This is a genomic window from Blautia sp. HA3515 (assembly GCF_059933065.1).
Map to the genome: position 1 here is coordinate 1 of NZ_JAYFUY010000061.1, position 19396 is coordinate 19396.

Below are 19396 nucleotides of genomic sequence, written 5' to 3' on the forward strand. Positions count from 1 at the left end.
GGATTCGATTGTATTACCGATCAGCATATACTGTCCTCCTCCAAGAAGCTTTGGAATAACGAAAGAGGAAATAGCCAGAAGAAATACCATCATGATCCCATTTACAACGCCTGGAAGGGAAAGCTTCCAGATCACTTTCCAGAAAGTCTGAATCTTGTTGGCGCCCAGATCATAAGCAGCCTCGATCAGTGATTTATCCATTTTGGTCAGAGATGTATGGATAGGAATGATCATAAATGGCATAAAGTTACATACCAGGCCTACCATAACGGAAAAATCTGTGTACATCATAGACACCGGCCCAAGCCCTATCATGGAAAGCAGATGATTGATGATCCCGTTGTCGGAAAGCAGATTCATCCATGCATACGTGCGGAGAAGCATATTGATCCACATAGGAATGGTTACAAGAAGGATCAGCATACTCTGCACTTTTTCCGGGAATTTTGAAATCATGTAAGCCAGTGGATATCCCAGCACCAGGCAAATAACTGTAGTTAGTAAACCAAGCCAGAAGGATTTCAGGATCACATTCAGGTATGTTGCTTCCAGGAATTTTGCAAAGTTTCCCCAAGTAAAAGGTAACAGTAAGGACTTCATTTCCTTCTTTTGTGACAGCGTACAGGGCAATCAGAAAAAGCGGTATCAGTAAAATGACCACTGCCCAGATAAAATACGGTATGATCAATCTTTTTTAAACTGTTTCATCAGTATGCCCCCATCCTGTACATGACATGAATATCCTCAGGACCGAATTTCAGCCCTACTTCCCGTCCTGCTTCTGCGTAATCGGTCGTCTGCACCTTATAGATCCTCTGCTCGGTTTCTACCAGGATCTCATAATGCACACCTTTAAAGGTAATGTTTTTCACAACTCCTGTGATCTTTGCATCCTGTGGTTCCACAATATCCAGATCCTCCGGACGAAGGACTACTTCGATCTCTTCATTGTCTTCAAACCCTTTATCTACACACTCAAACTGGAATCCATCAAATTCCACCAGATAATCACGGATCATAATTCCTTCAATAATGTTTGATTCGCCAATAAAGCCTGCAACGAAACGGTTTTCCGGCTCGTTGTAAATGTCTGTGGGCTGAGCCGATCTGCTGGATCTCTCCATTATTCATAACTACCACTGTATCTGACATCAAGAAAGAGCCTCTTCCTGATCATGGGTAACATAGATAAAGGTGATCCCCACTTCCTGCTGGATCTTTTTCAGCTCGATCTGCATCTGCTTGCGGATCTTCGCATCAAGAGCACCTAAAGGCTCGTCCAGAAGCAGCACCTTAGGTTCATTTACCAGTGCCCTGGCAATGGCCACCCTTTGCTGCTGACCGCCGGACAGAAGGGTTACGTCCCTTTTTTCAAATCCTTCCAGACCTACCATTTTCAGCATTTTGCCTACTTTCTGATCGATCACGGATTTTTCCACCTTTTTCAGATTTAATCCAAAGGCTATATTTTCAGCTACATTGAGATGGGGAAACAGGGCATACTTCTGGAAAACTGTATTTACCTCCCTTTTGTAGGGCGGAAGCTTGGAAATCTCAATTCCGTCAAACAGTACTTCCCCGCCACTTGGCTCCTCAAACCCTGCTATGATACGCAAAGTGGTTGTTTTTCCACACCCGCTGGGTCCTAAAAGGGTGAGAAACTCATTTTCATAAATATCCAGGTTGATGCCTCGCAGTACCTGCTGGTCATCAAAATTTTTCGTAAGATTCTTAAGCTGGATCAGTTTGTTCATACTCTTTTCTCCTCAGTAAATGTAAATACTTGGTTCCATAGCAGGAATTCCTGCTGAAATTTCTTTATTACCGGTTCTTTTTCCTGCGTATGCTGCGGATCAGGCTGTACAGAAGCAGCACTATAACAGTAAAAGCAAGCATAATGGTACAAAGGGCATTTACCTCCGGTGTAACCCCTGTTTTTATCTGGGTATACACCTTGATGGGCAAAGTAGACAGCTTAGGACCATTAATAAAAATACTGATAACTACATCATCCATGGACATAGCAAACGCAAGCAAAGATCCGGATACAACTGCCGGCATGATCAAAGGCAGTGTAATATCAAAGAATGCCCGCATGGAGGATGCCCCCAGATCCCTGGCAGCCTCTTCCAGGGACGGATCCATCCCCACAAGTCTTGCTTTCACCTCCATTAGTATATAAGGCACACAAAATACAGTATGGCCGATCAGAAGGGTAAGCATGCCAAATGGCAGGTTCAGCATGTAAAAGAATGCCATCAGGACCATACCAAGAATGATCTCAGGGATCATCAACGGCAAAATGGAAATGTACTCCAGAATGCCTTTGGACTTCAGATGCAGCCTGGAAAGCCCTACAGCCCCGAATGTACCGATCACTGCAGATACAAAACAGCTGGCCACACCCAGGACCAGGCTGTTCACCAGCGCCTGAAGCATGGCACTGTCCCCCAGCAGTTCCTGATACCATTTCAGGGAGAATCCGGTAAATCTTACCGGAAGCTTTGCCTCATTAAATGAAAAAACGATCACTACCCCAATAGGCAGATACATCAGCAAAAATATAATAACAAGATAAAGATTTGCAAATTTTGAATTCTTTTTCATCCTACTCCCTCCAAACTCTTCGCATTTGTAAGCTTTCGGTATAACCAGATCATTAAAGTTGTAAGAATCATCATGACCACTGCCAGCGTAGCTGCAAACGGCCAGTTATTTCCTCTTGTCATCTGATCCTGGATCAGGCTTCCTACAAGCACGATCTTATTTCCACCCAAAATGTCTGCTATAAAGAACAGCCCCATAGAGGGTACGAAAGTAAGGATCACTCCCGACAACAGGCCTGGCAGGGTAAGCCTCCAGGTGATCGTCCAGAATGCTTTGATCCTTCCTGCGCCCAGATCTCTGGCTGCTTCTACCAATGACCAATCCATCTTTTCTGCACTGGAATACACAGACAGGATCATAAAAGGAAGAAGCACGTATACCATACCTACTACAATGGCTGGATAGCTGTACAGAAGCTTTAATGGCTTGTCAATGATCCCCAGCTTTTTCAATATAAAATTCAAAATTCCTTTTTTCTGAAGGATAATGATCCATCCATACAGACGAATCAAAGAATTCACCCAAAAAGGAAGCATCAGGATCAGCATGGCCTTTTTCTTTTTTCCTGCAGGCAGCTTTGCCATAAAATAACCAAAGGGATAGCCTACCAGTCCAATGATCAGAGTACTTGTCACAGCCAGCTTAAAAGACTGTACAAAGGTATTCAGATATACCGGTTCCAGGATCTTTTTATAATTATCAAGGGTAAATATCCATTCTACCCCATGTACGGCTCCAGGTGTAGCAAAGCTTAACGCAACCATATAGATCAAGGGACATGCTACAAACAGGATGGTAAAGATATATAATGGCAGGATCATGCCTACAGAATGGCTTTTCACCTTGTGTTTCTTTTTCTCAGTATTATAATTGCTCATCCTGATCCTCCCTGTCTACGATCACTCCGTCTCCAGGTTCAAAGCTCCAGCCAACCTTCTGTCCGATCTTAACATCTGCATCAATTCCGTATCTGCTGGCTGTAATCTCACTTCCATCCGGCAATTCAAGAAGCATACGCAGCTGACCGCCTGCAAAAGACTTTTCTTTCACAGTAGCTGTCAGGCTTCCTGTCCCACTTTCATCCACATGAATGCTTTCGCTGCGAAGTGCAAAAGTAACCTTTTCTCCTTTTTCCAGGGATATGCCTTCTGCTGTCACCAGCAGCTTCTGTCCTCCTGTAAGCAGTACCGCCTGTGTCCCTTCCATTCCCTGACAGATTCCTTCCAGGATATTGGCGTTTCCTACGAAATCTGCCACATAACTGGTTTTGGGATGATTGTAGATCTGATCCGGTGTACCGATCTGTTCAAAATGTCCTTCCCGCATCACAGCGATCCGGTCGGACATGTTAATGGCCTCTTCCTGGTCGTGGGTAATATAGATAAACGTAATACCCAGCTTTTTCTGAAGACGTTTCAGTTCTGTCTGCATAGCCCGACGAAGCTTCAGATCCAATGCCCCTAAAGGCTCATCCAAAAGCAGCACCTGTGGATTATTGATCAGCGCCCTGGCGATGGCCACCCTTTGTCTCTGTCCGCCGGAAAGCTGATCCGGTTTCCGTTTTTCAAAACCGGAAAGCTGTACCAGTTCCAACATGTCTGATACTCTTTTCTTTATTTCCTGCTTTGGTACTTTTTTCAGCTTCAGTCCATAGCCTACATTATCAGCTACAGTCATGTGAGGAAACAGGGCATAGTTCTGGAAAATGGTATTTACACCTCTCTGGTTTGGCTCCAGGTCTGTAACATCTTTGCCATCCAGATATACATTTCCGCTATCCGGTGCTTCCAGTCCTGCTATGATCCTTAATGTGGTAGTCTTTCCACATCCGGACGCTCCAAGCAATGTGATAAACTCACCTTTTTCAATGGAAAGGCTGATCCCTCTTAACACGTCTTCGTCCTTGCCGAAGCTTTTGGTAATATTTTTTAATTCCAGAGAATAAACTGACATGTAACTTTTTCCTTTCTTCTATAGTAAGCTGTCCGCCTTTGCAAACAAGTCTTTTTAGACAAAAAAAGATACGGCACCTGCTGCCAGTTATGAAACAGCTATGGTATCCGTATACTTTCTGCATCTATATTTAATTGTACGCCAAGCGAGAGCAGGTCCGTCCTGCTCCATCCAGTCTGCACGTACGCCAGTGCTTCCAAGGCATGTATCAATTGCAGATTCCAGAGTACGCAAAAAAGCCGCTGCTTTTGCTGCGGTTCTCTCGTCATAATAAAAAGCGTATCCTGCTGCGTACTGATTCATCTCTTTTATCACCTTTCATTGTGGCGTAACTGCTCATGTGTAACCTGTGCCTTTTGTTCTTAACCGGCACATGCTGCGTAATTTTCATAATACTATCATAGTTTTTTCTTTTTGGGAATATGTTTTATAAAAAAATCCTGCATCGTCATCATCGACGCAGGATCTTCTTATAAGCTGGAAATGAGACTCGAACTCACGACCCCTTCATTACGAGTGAAGTGCTCTACCGACTGAGCTATTCCAGCATGTTGTTCTTACAACTCTTGTAATTACTGGGATTCTAGTAAATATGCGGTGTTCCGAGCATATTATAACTGTCAGACAATTCCCTGATAGTCTTTCTTTCTACCTTAGTTTCTTTTTTAAACTAGGGTAGAAACTATGGTAAAAACTATGGTAAAAAGTAAATCACAATTTCTACCCTAGTTTTTTGTATAATAGTCACAGTAGAATTATAAAACAAATCTAGGTAACTGTCATCCCAAACTGCTGTTTAGTTTAAATGCTTTTGTCTTGTTTGTCAAGTTGTTTTTTACTTGAGTTTCCGTACTGTTTTTTATGTTTTTTATTATGGAAAAAACGGACTATGTATACCTTATTTATTTTTATAAAAAGCTCATAATCATATCCTTCGCTTCTTCCCATATATCCTCTGGACATTTTTCCTTATATTGTGCATTGCGTGCTCTTACGTCCAACATTTTTGCCTGATCACACAATATAACACCTGTGGTTTCTGTTCTGTCATCTAATGGGATGTGAAATGGATGTTCTTTATTCGTATTTGTAATTGGACAAACAAGAATCAAGGAACTGTGGTTGTTCAGAACATCATTGCTTAAAACAAGGGCTGGTCTTCGTCCCATTTGCTCATGCCCCTGTTGTGGATTAAAATCCATTACAATAATGTCACCCTGGTTAATCTTTACCAAATTTCATCACCTTTTGGAAATCCTGTATCTACCTCTTGAATACGATCTACATAGATTTCTTCAATAGGTTTTTTATAGAATGCCTCCAGCCTTTCTGTCAGATTAGAGTATTTCGGCTTATTGATTTTTTCAATAATCATTTTTCCGTTATCTATACTTATTCCAACTTCGTCATTTTCCTTTAAGTTCATTCTGTTAATAATTTCTTTTGATAATCTTATACCCTGGCTATTTCCCCATCTTCTTATCGCCGTTTGAAATGTTAACACATTTTTATCTGTAGTTACTGTTATATTTGCCATATTCTTTCCTCCTAGCAGGAAGTATATACAACGGATATACTCTTATGTTTAGTATATACACGGTATATCCCTGTGTCAATAGAAATATTATGATTTTGATAACAAAACGCCAAAATCCTGATTACACAGAATGTTCCATGCTTTGCACACACAGTTGACTTTTTTCTTTATTCTCAATATAATCCAATTACAGAATATCATGCATATTGTTTGACAATACCGCGAAATATTCACCACCAAATCAATCAAACAACGAGGTACCTTATGAAAAAGAAATCATCAATACCCCACGCTCCCAAAAAGAAACTGTCCAAATGGGTCAAGATCCCTCTTGGCGTCCTGGCTTCGATCCTGGTCATCCTTCTGGCTTATGTAATCTATCTTTACGCAGCCTACCACAGAATCCCTGACAACCAGGAACTGACTGTTGAAGCTCCTAAAGAACAGGCACAGGCAGCATCCCTGACCACAGGCCAGACCTATTCTGCCCTTACCTACAATGTTGGCTTTGGCGCTTATTCCCCTGATTTCAGCTTTTTTATGGATGGCGGTAAGTCCTCCTGGGCTAAAAGCAAGGAAAATGTCCAGGCAAACATCAACGGTGCCGGAAATTTTGCTGCATCCAAGGACCCTGACTTTATCCTCTTCCAGGAAGTAGATCTTAATTCTACAAGAAGCTACCATGTAAACCAATACGATATCCTGAAAGGCACATTTTCTGATTATTATTCCGTATTCGCCCAGAATTATGATTCACCCTTTCTTTTTTACCCGCTGACTCAGCCCCATGGCAAAAGCCAATCCGGTATCACCCTGTTTTCCAGATACCCGGTGACTTCCTCTTTAAGAAGAAGCTTTCCCATTGCTACAACCTTTAAGAAATTTTTTGATCTTGACAGGTGTTACAGCATTTCCAGGGTTCCGGTAGACAATGACAAGGAACTGGTGGTCTTTAACCTGCACATGTCTGCCTATGGAAACGATGACCAGATCCGCCAGGGACAGATCCGGATGCTGTGCCAGGACATGGAAAAAGAATATCAGGCCGGCAATTATGTACTATGCGGCGGAGATTTCAATCATGACCTGAAAGCCTCTGCGGATGATACTAGTGAGCACCATTCCTGGGCCTATCCTTTCCCAAGAGAAGAACTGCCGGAGCATTTTACCTTTGGTATGGATCTTTTATCTCAGCAGGAAAAAGCTGACCTGTGGAACACTTCCAGAAACACGGACATTCCATACGACCCGGATGCAAGCTATACAGTTACTCTGGATGGGTTTATTTTCTCAGATAACATCACCATGAACTCTTATGAGGATCTGAATACAGGCTATTCCTATTCTGACCATGATCCTGTTTATATGGAATTTTCACTGAATTAATTTTCCGGTTTTAGCAGTAACACCCCCGCTATTGTAAGGATCAAAAGTGAAAACCAAAAAAATCTTCTTCCCCATTTAAGAAACCTTGCTGTAGATTCCTGCTCCTTTTGGACTTCTGCACTTTCACTGTAGGAAATTCTCTCTCCACGGACAAGAAGACGGTGGGAATTAATTCCATATGGTGTACATGTTACAAGCGTCACATAATCTTTGTCTTTCCGGATTTTCAGCAGATTGATCCGATCCGGAAGGACCGTTTCTATCTGGTCTACCTGATAGGCAAGTTTTTCTCCCAGAACATTCAGAAAAAAAACATCTCCTGTTTTCATCTGATCCAGATCTGTAAACAGAACCCTGGATGCAAGTCCGGTATGGGCAGCAATAACTGCATGGCTTCCCATACCCCCTACCGGGAGGGAACTTCCATACAGATGTCCAGCCCCCTGCCGGATCCAGAAGTTCTTCATATTTCTCATACTCCTGATTCTCTGATTCTGTGTCCTCCTTTTCCTGAAATCCATCCTTCAGTTCCTGTCCCTGTTCACAGATTGTTTTATTGTAGGCAGAAGCTTCCGCAATAAGCTGCTCTTTTTTACTGTCAGACATTTCTTCCACTGCCTGGTCATAGCTGTAGATCACCTTGCTTTCGTTTTTCTGGTTTATCCACTGGCTCACATAAGGATAATTCAAAATACCCAAACCTACCAGCGTCAAAAAAAGGCACTACAATTACAAATCCTGTAACTGTAATGCCTTCTGTATTTTAACTTATAAATCCTTTATGATAATTTTTTCTTTATTGCTGTTGTCTTCTTTGCAGTCGGTTTTGTATCAGTTATTTTTGCTGTTGTCTTTTTTGCAGCTGGTTTTGTATTAGCTGATTTTACTGTTGTCTTCTTTGCAGTCGGTTTTGTATCAGCTGTTTTTGCTGTTGCCTTCTTTGCAGTCGGTTTTGTATCAGCTGCTTTTGCTGTTGCCTTTTTTGCAGCTGTAGTCTTTGATTCAGTTTTCTTTACTGCAGCTGTTTTTGCTTGGGTTTCCTTCTTCACAGGCTTCTTTTCTTCTTCAGGCGTGCAGGTCATGATCACTACACTAAGGGCTGGAAGGGTAAGCTTGATAGAATAATCCCTTTCATCACATTCCTCTTTTTTGGCACGTTTCATCCTAGGATTTGTTTTGCCCTCTCCGCCGTACTTCTTGTCATCGCTGTTAAAGATCTCTTTATATTTTCCGGCAAAGGGGACACCAGTCTGATAATCCTTATATGGAATTCCTGCAAAATTGCATACAGCCAGCAATGTTTCCTCAGACTTGTCGGTTTTACGGATAAAGGTAATCACATTCTCATCATATTTCATCAGCTGGATCCACTCAAATCCATCATAATCATTATCCATACGATACAGAGCAGGATGCTGTGTATAAACCTGATTGAGATCCCTGACACATGCCCGAAGTGCAGATGACATATCCGGATCCGGAGCATTCATCTTGCATCCCGGATGAAGCATCATGTAAGCATATGCCTCACGGACCTGTGCTTCCTTCTCCTGGTCAGAGCCTGGCAGGCGGTTCTTAAAGTCCTCCAGATCTCCCACATCCCGCAGACCAAGAGTAAGGATATAATGCTCAGAATATGCGTAAACACTGGAAAGAGTCAGCTGGTCATGACAATTCTTCCTACCTACCGGCGGTACAGCAAGATAATACAGGAAATCCCTTGTCCATCCACCGCTCCATTTATAATCAAATCCCAGATGATCGTTCTCCACACTATCCGTCAGCTCAGGCCATAATCCATCCTCCTGGGCAATAAGCAGCACACCTGGATTTCTCTTTCTTGTAATGGAATTCAGATGCTTCAGGAACTCAATTGCAGCAAGGTTCTCATTGGAACCGTACATATTTGGCTGCCACTCTCCTGGCTTCCGTCCAAAATCCAGATACAGCATAGCATCCACATCGTCCAGGCGAAGCCCATCCACATGATAATCTTCCATCCAGAAGCATGCATTGGAGATCAGGAAATCCTTCACCATAGGGCTTTCGTAATTGTAAAGCAGCGTGCCCCATATAAGGACGGACTGCTGCAGCAGGATCCTTTAATTCGTAAAGAGGTGTGCCATCAAAATTCTCCAGTCCGCCCTCATATCTGGGGAACTGGGGCAGGAGTCCAATCCAGGATCACACCAATGCCTTTCTGATGCAAGGCATCCACCAGCTTCTGAAAATCCTCAGGAGTGCCAAACCTGGAGGTAGGTGCAAAATAGGAAGAGGTAGAATATCCGTCTGTCTGATCCTCCATATATTCCATAACCGGATGAAGTTCTACATGGGTATAGCCAAGATCTGATACAAAATCCACCAGCTCTCCAGCTGTTTTCCATTTGGTCAGACTTGTCTCATAAATCGAAACCGGCTGGTCACGATCTGCATATTTCTTTCTGTCTGCCATCCATGCCTGGTCATTCCATACAAAATCATCTACTTTTGCTACCACAGATCCGCAGGCTCTTGGCTGCTCTGCTCTGTTGGCATATGGATCTGCCTTCAGATGTGTCCCTTTACCCTTAACCAGAATCTCAGATTCATGGACATCTCCCGGCTGAACCCCCGGAACAAACAATTCAAAAATACCAGACATGGGCATCCTGTGGATAGGAAGCCTGCGGCCATCCCAGTGATTAAAATCTCCTACTACGCTGACACGTACAGCATTAGGTGCCCATACTGCAAAGCTGGTGCCCTCTATACCATCCTTTACCACCGGATGCGCCCCCTAATTTCTCATAAGCGTTGTAATATACGCCTGCTACAAAAGCCTTTTCATCCTCTTCTGTAAGCGTTCCCGGAAAAAGCATACGCATCATAGAAAACTTCTGTTTTTCCCTCTGTCTTTACACGGAACTGATAGGTGGGGATCTTCCGTCCTGGTATCATTGCAGCAAAATATCCTGCCTCATCCTCCTGTTCCATAGGATATTCTTTGGTTCCAACAAGAACGGCGGCTTCCTCTGCCTCCGGGAAAAAGCCCTGGATCAATATTCCATCCGGTGTAAGTCTTGGGCTCATCACATCCTTAGGAGATGCCTCCTCTGCATATACAATCGCCTCGATCCTCGGCCAGTCCATATAACTATATGCTTTCTCGTTCATATTCTTCGCTCCTTCGCTATATTCATTTCTGAGTATTATTCTACAGGGATATCTCTCTGCTGGAAAATCTGTTTCTATACATAATTTTACCATCTTTGCTGCCAAAAATAAAGGAAGAAAAAAGAAGGAATTTATTTGACAAAGAAACACCTCTGGGATACACTGTTTACAGTTTGTAGCTATTCAGTAAATACCCTTGTGGGATACTTACTATTGAGCAGTTACTGCAGTTTCCCAAATGGTTGAAACTGACTATTTTGAACTTAGGAGGTTCTTTATGGAAAACAGACTTTATGATGTAACATCTTTAGGAGAGCTGCTGATCGATTTCACAGAAAACGGCATCAGCCCCCAGGGGAATCCTCTTCTGGAAGCCAACCCGGGTGGTGCTCCCTGTAATGTACTTGCCATGCTGGAACGCCTTGGCAAGAAAACAGCCTTCATTGGAAAAGTAGGAAAAGACATGTTTGGTGACCAGCTTCGCAAGGCCGTGGAAGAAGTTGGCATTAACACTGATAATCTTATAACCGATGAAGAAGTACATACCACACTGGCATTTGTCCACACCTATCCGGATGGAGACAGGGATTTTTCTTTTTACCGTAATCCAGGCGCAGACATGATGTTGAAAAAAGAAGAGATTTCCAGTGAACTGATCGCAAACTCCCGTATTTTTCATTTTGGCACCCTTTCCTCCACTCATGAAGGTGTAAGGGAAGCTACACGATATGCCATCGATCTTGCAAAAAAAGCTGGCTGTATCATTTCTTTTGACCCTAACCTGCGTCCTCCTCTGTGGAAATCCCTGGATGATGCAAAGCGTGAGATTGAATATGGTCTGACCAAGTGCGATGTACTGAAGATTTCTGATAATGAAGTCGAATTTCTTTTTGGCACTACCGATTATGACAAGGGTGCAGCCCTGATCCGTGAGAAATACAATATTCCTCTTGTATGTATCACCCTTGGCAAGGAAGGCAGCCGTGTTTATTACAAAGACCTTCGTGTAGAAGTGGCTCCTTTCCTTCAGGAGAACACCATTGAGACTACAGGAGCAGGAGATACCTTCTGTGCAAGTATGCTGAATTATGTGCTGGAGCATGGACTTACAGACCTTACAGAAGAAGATCTTACTGCAATGCTTACCTTTGCCAACGGGGCAGCCTCTCTCATTACCACCAAAAAGGGAGCTTTAAGAGTAATGCCTAGCCGTGAAGAAGTACTGGAATTTATTGCTTCATCAGGCCGCTAAGCTTTTTAAATTTCAATTATAGCCGTCAAAAGGGCGCGTGAAGAATGATCTCTCATTTTCACACGCCCTTATTTTAAGTTCTGATCTGATATTCGTCAGATAAAATATTCAATAGTTTTTTCAGGTGTAAGCTCTGTCTCTGAATTGAAAAGAAGAACTGCTTCCCTGTCTGCTTTCGGTCCCAGTGCATAGGTAGAACATCCCTGACAATTAAAATACTTTGCAGGAACCAGGCGGTTATATTCACATGGATGATCCTCCACCATCAGGATATCGTCCTCTTCATACGTATTTTCATCCTCATAATAAGGATCAAACATATAGATCAGACCGTCTTTTTCTCCTGTAAGAAGTACATAATGCTCCACTTCATAAAACAGGCGCAATACTACTACCCCTCCTCTGTGAAGTGCATCATTGATCCTGCTTTCTGATCCGATATAAACACAGCTGCCGGAAAGGTACCTGGTACGGATGGAAAGATTCCCGATCCGTCCAAACTGACAGATCCAGTTGCTTAAGAAAAGCATAGCCATTCTGGAGGTACCGCTTTTCCCAGGCTCGCCTCCTTCTCCATAACAATCCAGACAATACAGCATAATATTTCTTGCGATTTCCGGCGGAATATCCTCCCTGTCAAAAAGACAGCTGATGGCATTCATCATTGTGGTAGGCCCGCAATCATATTCAGTCATCTGATAACGAAGAGGTGTTTTCATAACTCTGTTTCCCTTTCTGACACAAGTGCAGCCACAAGTGCAGCACCTGTCTTAAGATCTTTCTCATATGTATATTCCAAAGTGGAATGACACTGATACATGCCACAGGAGATCACAATCCCCGAAATCCCGTGTAATGCAAAATTATTATTATCACTGCCGCCAAAGGTTTGGGTCAATGTGCAAGGCAGAGACAGCCTTTCGCAGGCTCTTTCAAACCGTTTCACAACCGGCGCTTCCCTGTCAGTTTCATAAGCATGAAGGTTTACTTCATGCTCCATAGAAAAGCTTCCTCCCTTTTCCCTGACTGCTTTTTCAAAGGAAGCCCTTACCTCTTCCAGCAGTTCCAAGGCTTTTTGATGGCTGTAGCTGCGGATCTCCCCTTTGCAGGTACATTCCTCGGGCACAATATTCACCAGCTTCCCACCTGCTACCGTACCAATGTTAAAAGTGGTATCATCTCCAATATGTCCCATGGGAAGGCCAGCGATCACCTGGCTCATGATCTGAATGGCATGTATTCCTTTTTCAGGATTAAAGCCTGCATGGGCTGCTTTTCCCTTTACTGTAACAGAAAAAGAGATAAGGGAAGGGGCACGCAGGGCTGCTGCTCCGGGAGTCCCGCTTAAGTCCAGCACATAAGCCTCTTTTGCTCTTAACTTTGTAAAATCCAGCTGATCTGTTCCCCTTAATGAATACCTCTTCAGCAATAGGAAAAACCACCTCAATATCCCTGTGAGGAATCTGTTTTTCCTTAAGGATCCGCACGGCTTCCAGGATCTCCACAAGTCCGCATACATCATCAGCCCCCAGGATGGTATCCCCGGAAGAAGTGATCTTGCCGTTCTCATGAAATACAGCACGCTTTTCAAGTCCTGGTTCCACAGTATCCATGTGCGCACAAAGGAGAATCGCCCCACCAGGCAGACTCCCCTTTAAAAATCCATATAAATTCCACGGTACTGCTTCCATAAGCAGCACCGGCCTGATCCTCCTGCACTTCAAAACCAAGCTGCAGAAGCTTTTCTTTCAGTACATCCGCAATTTTTCTTTCCCGGTAGCTGACTGCATCAATCTGATAGTCATGCAATGAATTCGTCCACTATCCGGGATCTGCATTCCTTTGTATCCATGGATTATTTTACAACCCTTACCCTTGAAACGCCTTCAATGCTTTCCAGTGCTTCCAGCGCTTCCTGGGAAGCTGCACTTTCCAGGTCGATCAGGGTATATGCATACTCGCCCTTACTCTTATTGGTCATATCAGCAATATTCAGTCCTTCACTTCCAAGGATCTTAGTTACCTGGCTGATCATATTCGGGATATTTTTATGGGTAATAGCAATTCTGCCTACTGCCACACAGGTGCCCATATCACAATTAGGGAAGTTCACAGAGTTTTTGATATTTCCGTTTTCGAGGAAATCACGTACTTCCTTCACTGCCATCACTGCACAGTTCTCCTCAGACTCCTCTGTGGAAGCTCCCAGGTGAGGAGTGACCAGGATACCTTCGTGGCCTGCTACTGTATGGTTTGCAAAATCTGTCACATATTTCTTTACTTTTCCGCTGTCAAGTGCTGCGATCAGTGCATCCTCATCTACCAGCAGGTCCCTTGCAAAGTTCAGGATCACAACTCCGTCTTTCATCTTTGCAAGCGCTTCCTGGTTGATCATTCTGGTAGTTGCATCCAGAAGCGGAACGTGAATGGTAATATAATCACACTGACTGTAGATCTCATCCAGTGTTTTGCTGTGATGAATGGTTCTGGACAGATTCCAGGCTGCATCAATAGACAGATAAGGATCATATCCATAAACTTCCATACCAAGGCCTGTGGCTGCATTTGCTACCATGCTGCCAATCGCTCCAAGTCCGATGATACCCAGCTTTTTGCCCATGATCTCGCAGCCTGCAAACTGTTTTTTCTGCTTCTCAGCCAGCTTATCGATATCCTCTTTATCTTTTTCTTTCTGGACCCACTCAATACCGCCTACAATGTCACGGGATGCAAGAAGCATACCTGCCAGAACCAGTTCTTTTACACCATTTGCATTGGCGCCTGGTGTATTAAAAACAACGATTCCTTTTTCTGCACATTCCTTTACCGGGATATTATTTACTCCGGCTCCTGCTCTTGCGATCACGGAAACTGTGGAAGGAAGCTGCATATCATGCATTTTGGCACTGCGGACCAGAATTGCATTGCAGTCCTTAAGTGTATCGGATTTACGGTAATTCTCATCAAAAATATCCAGGCCTTTGCTGGCAATCGGATTCAGGCAATGAAACTGATACATTATTTATTTTCCTCCTCAAACTTCTTCATGAACGCAACCAGAGCCTCTACCCCGGCCTTAGGCATTGCATTATAAATGCTGGCACGCATACCGCCTACGGTTCTGTGGCCTTTTAAGTTTACCAGGCCTGCTGCTGTCGCCTCTTTTACAAACTTAGCATCCATTTCCTTATCTCCGGTAACAAAAGGAACATTCATAAGGGAACGGTCCTCTGGCACAACTGTACCTTTAAACAGAGAACTGCTGTCAAGGAAGTCATAAAGAATCTTTGCTTTTTCCTCGTTACGTCTCTTCATTTCCTCAAGTCCGCCCATGGCTTTCAGCCATTTAAATACTTTTCCGCATACATAAATGCAATAAGCATTAGGAGTATTATATAAAGATCCTGCATCTGCATGTGTTTTGTATGTAAGCATGGTAGGTGTTCCCGGAAGTACATCCTCTGAGATCAGATCCTCACGGATGATCACGATCACCATACCTGCAGGTCCGATATTCTTCTGTACACCACCATAGATCAGTCCGTATTTGCTAACATCTACCGGCTCTGACAGGAAGCAGGAGGAAACATCTGCCACCAGTGTTTTCCCTTTTGTGTTTGGAAGCTTTTTGTATTTTGTTCCATAGATGGTATTGTTTTCGCAAATATATACATAATCTGCATCCGGACTGATAGGAAGATCACTGCAATCCGGAATGTAGGAAAAGGTTTTATCCTCGGAAGATGCAATCTTGTTGGCTTTTCCATATTTCTGTGCTTCCTGATATGCTTTTTTAGCCCACTGTCCTGTAACGATATAATCTGCCACTTTGTTTTTCATCAGATTCATAGGAATCATGGCAAACTGCTGGGAAGCACCTCCCTGAAGAAACAGTACCTTATAATTATCAGGAATATTCATCAAATCACGTAAGTCTTTTTCTGCTGTGTCAATAATCTCCTGAAAGGCAGCACTCCTGTGGCTCATTTCCATTACGGACATGCCGGTTCCATTATAGTCTAACATCTCATCAGCAACTTCTTTCAGAACCTCTTCCGGAAGAACTGCCGGACCAGCGGAAAAATTAAATACTCTGCTCATTTTCTTTCATATCCTCCTCGTCAAATACATCATCCAGGCTTGCTCCTGCGGGAACCATTGGATATACACTTAAATTCTGGTCGATCCAGCAGTCAAGGACTACTGTTCCCTGGCTGGAAAGAGCTTCTTTAAGTGCCGGCTCCACTTCTTCTGTCCTGGTAACTCTGATTGCCTTTGCTCCCATTGCTTCTGAAAGCTTTACGAAATCCACCGCATCATCCAGAATGGTCTGGGAATATCTTTGTCCGTAGAACAGTGTCTGCCACTGGCGCACCATCCCAAGAACATGGTTATTTAACACAATCTGCACCAGTGGCTTTTTGCACCGTACAGCTGTGGCAATCTCATTCATATTCATGCGGAAGCATCCATCTCCCGCAATATTCACAACAGTTTTATCCGGGCATCCCATACGTGCACCAATGGCTGCCCCAAGGCCATAGCCCATAGTCCCAAGGCCTCCGGATGTAAGGAATGTCCTTGGTTCTTTAAATTTGAAATACTGTGCTGCCCACATCTGATGCTGCCCAACATCAGTGGAGATAATTGCATCTCCACCAGTCAGTTCATAAAGCTTCTGAATCACATAAGGGCCTGTCAGCTGGGTATGATCATAATTCAGCGGATACTTTTCTTTCATTTCCATGATATGTGCCACCCACTGGGAATGATCCATTTTTTCCTGCTTTTCAAGGATCTGCTTAAGAACCATTTTCAGATCTCCTGTTACACAGGCATCCACCTGAATATTCTTGTTGATCTCTGCTGCATCAATATCGATTTGAAGGATCTTTGCATTTGGTGCAAAGGTCTGTGTATTTCCGGTTACACGATCACTGAATCTTGTGCCAAGAGCAATCAAAAGATCACATTCGCACATAGCATAATTGGATGTTTTGGTGCCATGCATTCCAACCGGTCCTGTGTAAAGATCGTCCTCGCCTGAAAAAGCACCCTTTCCCATCAGACTGTCGCATACAGGTGCCTGGATCCTGTGGGCAAGCTCTCTTACTTCCTGCCATGCATCAGAGATCACAGCACCACCGCCAACAAATAAAAAAGGCTTCTTAGACTGGCTGATCATCTGAACGGCCTGATCTACATCTTCTTTGCGGATGGTATTTGTCACTGGTTCCGGTTTTGTGATCTTATGCTGGATATAATCGCAGGATGCTGCTGTTACGTCCTTTGGAACGTCCACAAGGACAGGTCCCGGGCGCCCGCTGCCTGCGATTTCAAAAGCTTTACGAATGGTATCTGCAAGCTTTGTCACATCTTTTACAATGTAGCTGTGTTTTGTTACCGGCATAACGAATCCCGGCTATATCCACCTCCTGGAAGGAATCCTTTCCAAGGAGGGCTGTCCCTACGTTGCAGGTAATGGCCACCACCGGCACAGAATCCATCTGTGCAGTTGCAATACCTGTTAGCAGAGATTGGTAGCTCCTGGTCCGGATGTGGCCAGGCATACACCTACCTTGCCGGTAGCACGGGCATAACCATCTGCTGCATGGGACGCTCCCTGCTCATGGGAGGTAGAGTATGTGTCTGATCTTATTGCTGTATTTGTACAAGGCGTCGTACACATTCAGGATGGCTCCGCCAGGATAACCGAACACAGTGTCCACACCCTGTTCCAAAAGACATTCGATAATGATCTCAGCACCTGTAAGCTGCATGTTTGTTCCTCCTGCTGCCTTATCGTATTTCTCTTTATTTTGCCTTTGGCACTTCCAGAATGGCCCCTCTGTTGCCAGATGTTACCATTGCTGCATATCTTGCAAGATATCCGGTTGTAACCTTTGGCTCTCTTGGCTGCCATTTTGCTTTTCTCTTGCTTCCAGTTCCTCCTCTGATACTTTCAGGCTCAGGGAAAGCTCCGGAATATTGATGGAGATCATATCACCCTCTTCTACAAGAGCAATCGGTCCGCCTACTGCTGCTTCCGGTGATACATGTCCGATAGATGCACCTCTTGACGCACCGCTGAACCGTCCGTCTGTAATCAGTGCTACAGCATGAGCCAAGCCCCATACCTGCAATTGCAGAAGTAGGATTCAGCATCTCACGCATTCCCGGGCCGCCTTTTGGTCCTTCATAACGGATCACAACCACATCACCTGCATTGATCTTTCCACCTTTGATGGCAGCAATGGCATCTTCTTCACAGTCAAATACTCTTGCCGGACCTTCATGTACCATCATCTCAGGTGCAACTGCAGAACGCTTTACAACACTGCCATCCGGTGCAAGATTTCCCTTTAATACAGCAAGTCCTGCCGGTCTGGCTGTGCGGATTGTCGATGGGACGGATCACCTGTGGATTCAGATTGATGCAATCCTTAATATTCTCCCCTACCGTCTTTCCTGTAACAGTCATACATTCTGTGTGAAGAAGTCCTTTTTTATTCAATTCGTTCATTACAGCATATACGCCGCCAGCTTCATTCAGGTCTTCCATATAGGTTGGGCCTGCAGGAGCCAAGATGGCACAGGTTCGGAGTTTTCTCACTGATTTCATTTGCAAAACTGATATCAAAGTCCCAACCGATCTCATGGGCGATGGCCGGCAGATGAAGCATGCTGTTTGTAGAGCATCCAAGTGCCATATCCACAGTCAAAGCATTCAGTAATGCCTCTTTTGTCATAATATCTCTGGGGCGGATATTTTTCCTGTACATTTCCATAACCTGCATACCTGCATGCTTTGCAAGACGGATACGTTCAGAATATACAGCAGGGATCGTACCGTTGCCTTTAAGTCCCATGCCAAGAACCTCTGTCAGACAGTTCATGCTGTTGGCTGTATACATACCGGAACAAGATCCACAGGTAGGACATGTTTTGTTCTCATATTCTGTAAGGCCTTCCTCGTCCAGCTTGCCTGCTGCATAAGCACCTACAGCCTCAAACATGCTGGAAAGGCTTGTTTTGTGTCCATTGATATGACCGGCCAGCATAGGTCCTCCGCTGACAAATACAGTAGGAACATTGATCCTGGCTGCTGCCATCAAAAGTCCCGGTACATTCTTATCGCAGTTTGGCACCATAACCAGTGCATCAAACTGATGTGCAAGGGCCATGGACTCTGTAGAATCTGCGATCAGGTCTCTGGTCACAAGGGAATATTTCATTCCAATATGTCCCATAGCAATCCCATCACAGACAGCAATTGCCGGGAAAACAACCGGTGTACCGCCAGCCATTGCTACTCCCTGCTTTACAGCAGCTACGATCTTATCAAGATTCATATGTCCAGGAACGATCTCATTGTAGGAACTAACAATACCTACCAATGGTCTTTCCATTTCTTCCTTAGTCATTCCAAGTGCATTAAACAGTGAACGGTGAGGTGCCTGCTGGGACCCCTTCTTTACTGCATCGCTTCTCATATCTGTTCTCTC

General features: G+C 44.0%; 18 protein-coding genes, 1 tRNA gene and 4 pseudogenes. 2 read left to right on the forward strand and 21 right to left on the reverse strand.

What is annotated here, in order from left to right; translation table 11 throughout:
- From R1Y93_RS04495 to R1Y93_RS04535, 9 genes and pseudogenes are all read right to left on the reverse strand, one after another.
- Positions 1–600 (reverse strand): ABC transporter permease (locus tag R1Y93_RS04495; RefSeq protein WP_500821772.1); only part of this gene is annotated, 600 nt, incomplete at its 3' end.
- 107 nt (positions 601–707) lie between these two features.
- Positions 708–1754, reverse strand: a pseudogene (potA, locus tag R1Y93_RS04500) (spermidine/putrescine ABC transporter ATP-binding protein).
- A gap of 67 nt (positions 1755–1821) precedes the next feature.
- Positions 1822–2607 (reverse strand): ABC transporter permease, encoded by a 786-nt coding sequence (locus R1Y93_RS04505; RefSeq protein ID WP_500821774.1) that lies wholly within the window; start codon positions 2605–2607, stop codon positions 1822–1824.
- Positions 2604–3485, reverse strand: a complete 882-nt coding sequence (locus R1Y93_RS04510; RefSeq protein WP_500821775.1) for an ABC transporter permease — start codon at positions 3483–3485, stop codon at positions 2604–2606. The genes R1Y93_RS04505 and R1Y93_RS04510 overlap by 4 nt, the downstream gene beginning before the upstream one ends.
- The gene (locus tag R1Y93_RS04515; protein WP_500821776.1) at positions 3472–4560 is read right to left on the reverse strand and encodes an ABC transporter ATP-binding protein; all 1089 of its coding nucleotides are present in this window, start codon (positions 4558–4560) and stop codon (positions 3472–3474) included. Before R1Y93_RS04515 ends, R1Y93_RS04510 begins: the two co-directional genes overlap by 14 nt.
- Before the next feature lie 87 nt (positions 4561–4647).
- The gene (locus tag R1Y93_RS04520; RefSeq protein WP_500821778.1) at positions 4648–4863 is read right to left on the reverse strand and encodes a hypothetical protein; all 216 of its coding nucleotides are present in this window, start codon (positions 4861–4863) and stop codon (positions 4648–4650) included.
- A 172-nt stretch (positions 4864–5035) separates the two neighbouring features.
- Positions 5036–5108 (reverse strand) — tRNA-Thr (locus tag R1Y93_RS04525).
- 360 nt (positions 5109–5468) lie between these two features.
- Complete coding sequence (locus tag R1Y93_RS04530) at positions 5469–5795, reverse strand: type II toxin-antitoxin system PemK/MazF family toxin (protein WP_500821779.1); 327 nt, start codon at positions 5793–5795, stop codon at positions 5469–5471.
- The gene (locus R1Y93_RS04535) at positions 5789–6097 is read right to left on the reverse strand and encodes an AbrB/MazE/SpoVT family DNA-binding domain-containing protein (RefSeq protein ID WP_500821781.1); all 309 of its coding nucleotides are present in this window, start codon (positions 6095–6097) and stop codon (positions 5789–5791) included. The genes R1Y93_RS04530 and R1Y93_RS04535 overlap by 7 nt, the downstream gene beginning before the upstream one ends.
- Before the next feature lie 264 nt (positions 6098–6361).
- Here R1Y93_RS04535 and R1Y93_RS04540 point away from each other — a divergent pair, with 264 nt between their 5' ends.
- Positions 6362–7483 carry an endonuclease/exonuclease/phosphatase family protein gene (locus R1Y93_RS04540; protein WP_500821783.1) on the forward strand — a complete coding sequence of 374 codons (1122 nt, stop codon included), beginning with the start codon at positions 6362–6364 and terminating at the stop codon, positions 7481–7483.
- On the opposite strand, the gene R1Y93_RS04545 is transcribed toward R1Y93_RS04540, so the two are convergent.
- From R1Y93_RS04545 to R1Y93_RS04560, 4 genes are all read right to left on the reverse strand, one after another.
- On the reverse strand, positions 7480–7950 hold the full coding sequence (locus R1Y93_RS04545) for a class C sortase (protein ID WP_500821784.1): 471 nt from the start codon (positions 7948–7950) through the stop codon (positions 7480–7482). The two genes, R1Y93_RS04540 and R1Y93_RS04545, sit on opposite strands and share 4 nt — an antisense overlap.
- Positions 7951–8262: 312 nt before the next feature.
- On the reverse strand, positions 8263–9522 hold the full coding sequence (locus tag R1Y93_RS04550) for an alpha amylase C-terminal domain-containing protein (RefSeq protein WP_500821785.1): 1260 nt from the start codon (positions 9520–9522) through the stop codon (positions 8263–8265).
- A 107-nt stretch (positions 9523–9629) separates the two neighbouring features.
- Positions 9630–10250, reverse strand: a complete 621-nt coding sequence (locus R1Y93_RS04555; protein ID WP_500821786.1) for an alpha-amylase family glycosyl hydrolase — start codon at positions 10248–10250, stop codon at positions 9630–9632.
- 59 nt (positions 10251–10309) lie between these two features.
- On the reverse strand, positions 10310–10639 hold the full coding sequence (locus tag R1Y93_RS04560; protein WP_500821787.1) for a GlgB N-terminal domain-containing protein: 330 nt from the start codon (positions 10637–10639) through the stop codon (positions 10310–10312).
- Between the two features lie 277 nt (positions 10640–10916).
- Between R1Y93_RS04560 and R1Y93_RS04565 the strand changes: the two genes are divergently transcribed.
- Complete coding sequence (locus R1Y93_RS04565) at positions 10917–11891, forward strand: carbohydrate kinase family protein (protein WP_500821788.1); 975 nt, start codon at positions 10917–10919, stop codon at positions 11889–11891.
- 95 nt (positions 11892–11986) lie between these two features.
- On the opposite strand, the gene R1Y93_RS04570 is transcribed toward R1Y93_RS04565, so the two are convergent.
- The 8 genes and pseudogenes from R1Y93_RS04570 to ilvD form a co-directional block, all read right to left on the reverse strand.
- Positions 11987–12610 carry a peptidase C39 gene (locus R1Y93_RS04570; RefSeq protein WP_500821790.1) on the reverse strand — a complete coding sequence of 208 codons (624 nt, stop codon included), beginning with the start codon at positions 12608–12610 and terminating at the stop codon, positions 11987–11989.
- Complete coding sequence (locus R1Y93_RS04575; RefSeq protein ID WP_500821791.1) at positions 12607–13320, reverse strand: M20/M25/M40 family metallo-hydrolase; 714 nt, start codon at positions 13318–13320, stop codon at positions 12607–12609. The genes R1Y93_RS04570 and R1Y93_RS04575 overlap by 4 nt, the downstream gene beginning before the upstream one ends.
- A gap of 31 nt (positions 13321–13351) precedes the next feature.
- A pseudogene (locus tag R1Y93_RS04580) lies at positions 13352–13582 on the reverse strand (M20/M25/M40 family metallo-hydrolase); the annotation flags it as partial.
- Positions 13479–13700 carry a hypothetical protein gene (locus R1Y93_RS04585; protein ID WP_500821824.1) on the reverse strand — a complete coding sequence of 74 codons (222 nt, stop codon included), beginning with the start codon at positions 13698–13700 and terminating at the stop codon, positions 13479–13481. The pseudogene R1Y93_RS04580 and the gene R1Y93_RS04585, both read right to left, overlap by 104 nt.
- Positions 13701–13746: 46 nt before the next feature.
- The gene (locus R1Y93_RS04590) at positions 13747–14910 is read right to left on the reverse strand and encodes a phosphoglycerate dehydrogenase (RefSeq protein ID WP_500821792.1); all 1164 of its coding nucleotides are present in this window, start codon (positions 14908–14910) and stop codon (positions 13747–13749) included.
- Positions 14910–15992 (reverse strand): 3-phosphoserine/phosphohydroxythreonine transaminase, encoded by a 1083-nt coding sequence (gene serC, locus R1Y93_RS04595; RefSeq protein ID WP_500821793.1) that lies wholly within the window; start codon positions 15990–15992, stop codon positions 14910–14912. Before serC ends, R1Y93_RS04590 begins: the two co-directional genes overlap by 1 nt.
- A pseudogene (gene ilvB / locus R1Y93_RS04600) lies at positions 15976–17671 on the reverse strand (biosynthetic-type acetolactate synthase large subunit). The gene serC and the pseudogene ilvB overlap by 17 nt, the downstream one beginning before the upstream one ends.
- Before the next feature lie 34 nt (positions 17672–17705).
- Positions 17706–19384, reverse strand: a pseudogene (gene ilvD / locus R1Y93_RS04605) (dihydroxy-acid dehydratase).
- Positions 19385–19396 lie beyond the last annotated feature (12 nt).

What these genes read in the sequence shown, in the direction of transcription:
- R1Y93_RS04515 (WP_500821776.1), bottom strand. Translation starts at nt 4,560, where the DNA reads ATGTCAGTTTATTCTCTGGAATTAAAAAATATTACCAAAAGCTTCGGC.
- R1Y93_RS04535 (WP_500821781.1), bottom strand. Translation starts at nt 6,097, where the DNA reads ATGGCAAATATAACAGTAACTACAGATAAAAATGTGTTAACATTTCAA.
- R1Y93_RS04560 (WP_500821787.1), bottom strand. Translation starts at nt 10,639, where the DNA reads ATGAACGAGAAAGCATATAGTTATATGGACTGGCCGAGGATCGAGGCG.
- R1Y93_RS04540 (WP_500821783.1), top strand. Translation starts at nt 6,362, where the DNA reads ATGAAAAAGAAATCATCAATACCCCACGCTCCCAAAAAGAAACTGTCC.
- R1Y93_RS04510 (WP_500821775.1), bottom strand. Translation starts at nt 3,485, where the DNA reads ATGAGCAATTATAATACTGAGAAAAAGAAACACAAGGTGAAAAGCCAT.
- R1Y93_RS04570 (WP_500821790.1), bottom strand. Translation starts at nt 12,610, where the DNA reads ATGAAAACACCTCTTCGTTATCAGATGACTGAATATGATTGCGGGCCT.
- R1Y93_RS04520 (WP_500821778.1), bottom strand. Translation starts at nt 4,863, where the DNA reads ATGAATCAGTACGCAGCAGGATACGCTTTTTATTATGACGAGAGAACC.
- R1Y93_RS04565 (WP_500821788.1), top strand. Translation starts at nt 10,917, where the DNA reads ATGGAAAACAGACTTTATGATGTAACATCTTTAGGAGAGCTGCTGATC.
- R1Y93_RS04505 (WP_500821774.1), bottom strand. Translation starts at nt 2,607, where the DNA reads ATGAAAAAGAATTCAAAATTTGCAAATCTTTATCTTGTTATTATATTT.
- R1Y93_RS04590 (WP_500821792.1), bottom strand. Translation starts at nt 14,910, where the DNA reads ATGTATCAGTTTCATTGCCTGAATCCGATTGCCAGCAAAGGCCTGGAT.
- R1Y93_RS04550 (WP_500821785.1), bottom strand. Translation starts at nt 9,522, where the DNA reads ATGGTGAAGGATTTCCTGATCTCCAATGCATGCTTCTGGATGGAAGAT.
- serC (WP_500821793.1), bottom strand. Translation starts at nt 15,992, where the DNA reads ATGAGCAGAGTATTTAATTTTTCCGCTGGTCCGGCAGTTCTTCCGGAA.
- R1Y93_RS04545 (WP_500821784.1), bottom strand. Translation starts at nt 7,950, where the DNA reads ATGAAGAACTTCTGGATCCGGCAGGGGGCTGGACATCTGTATGGAAGT.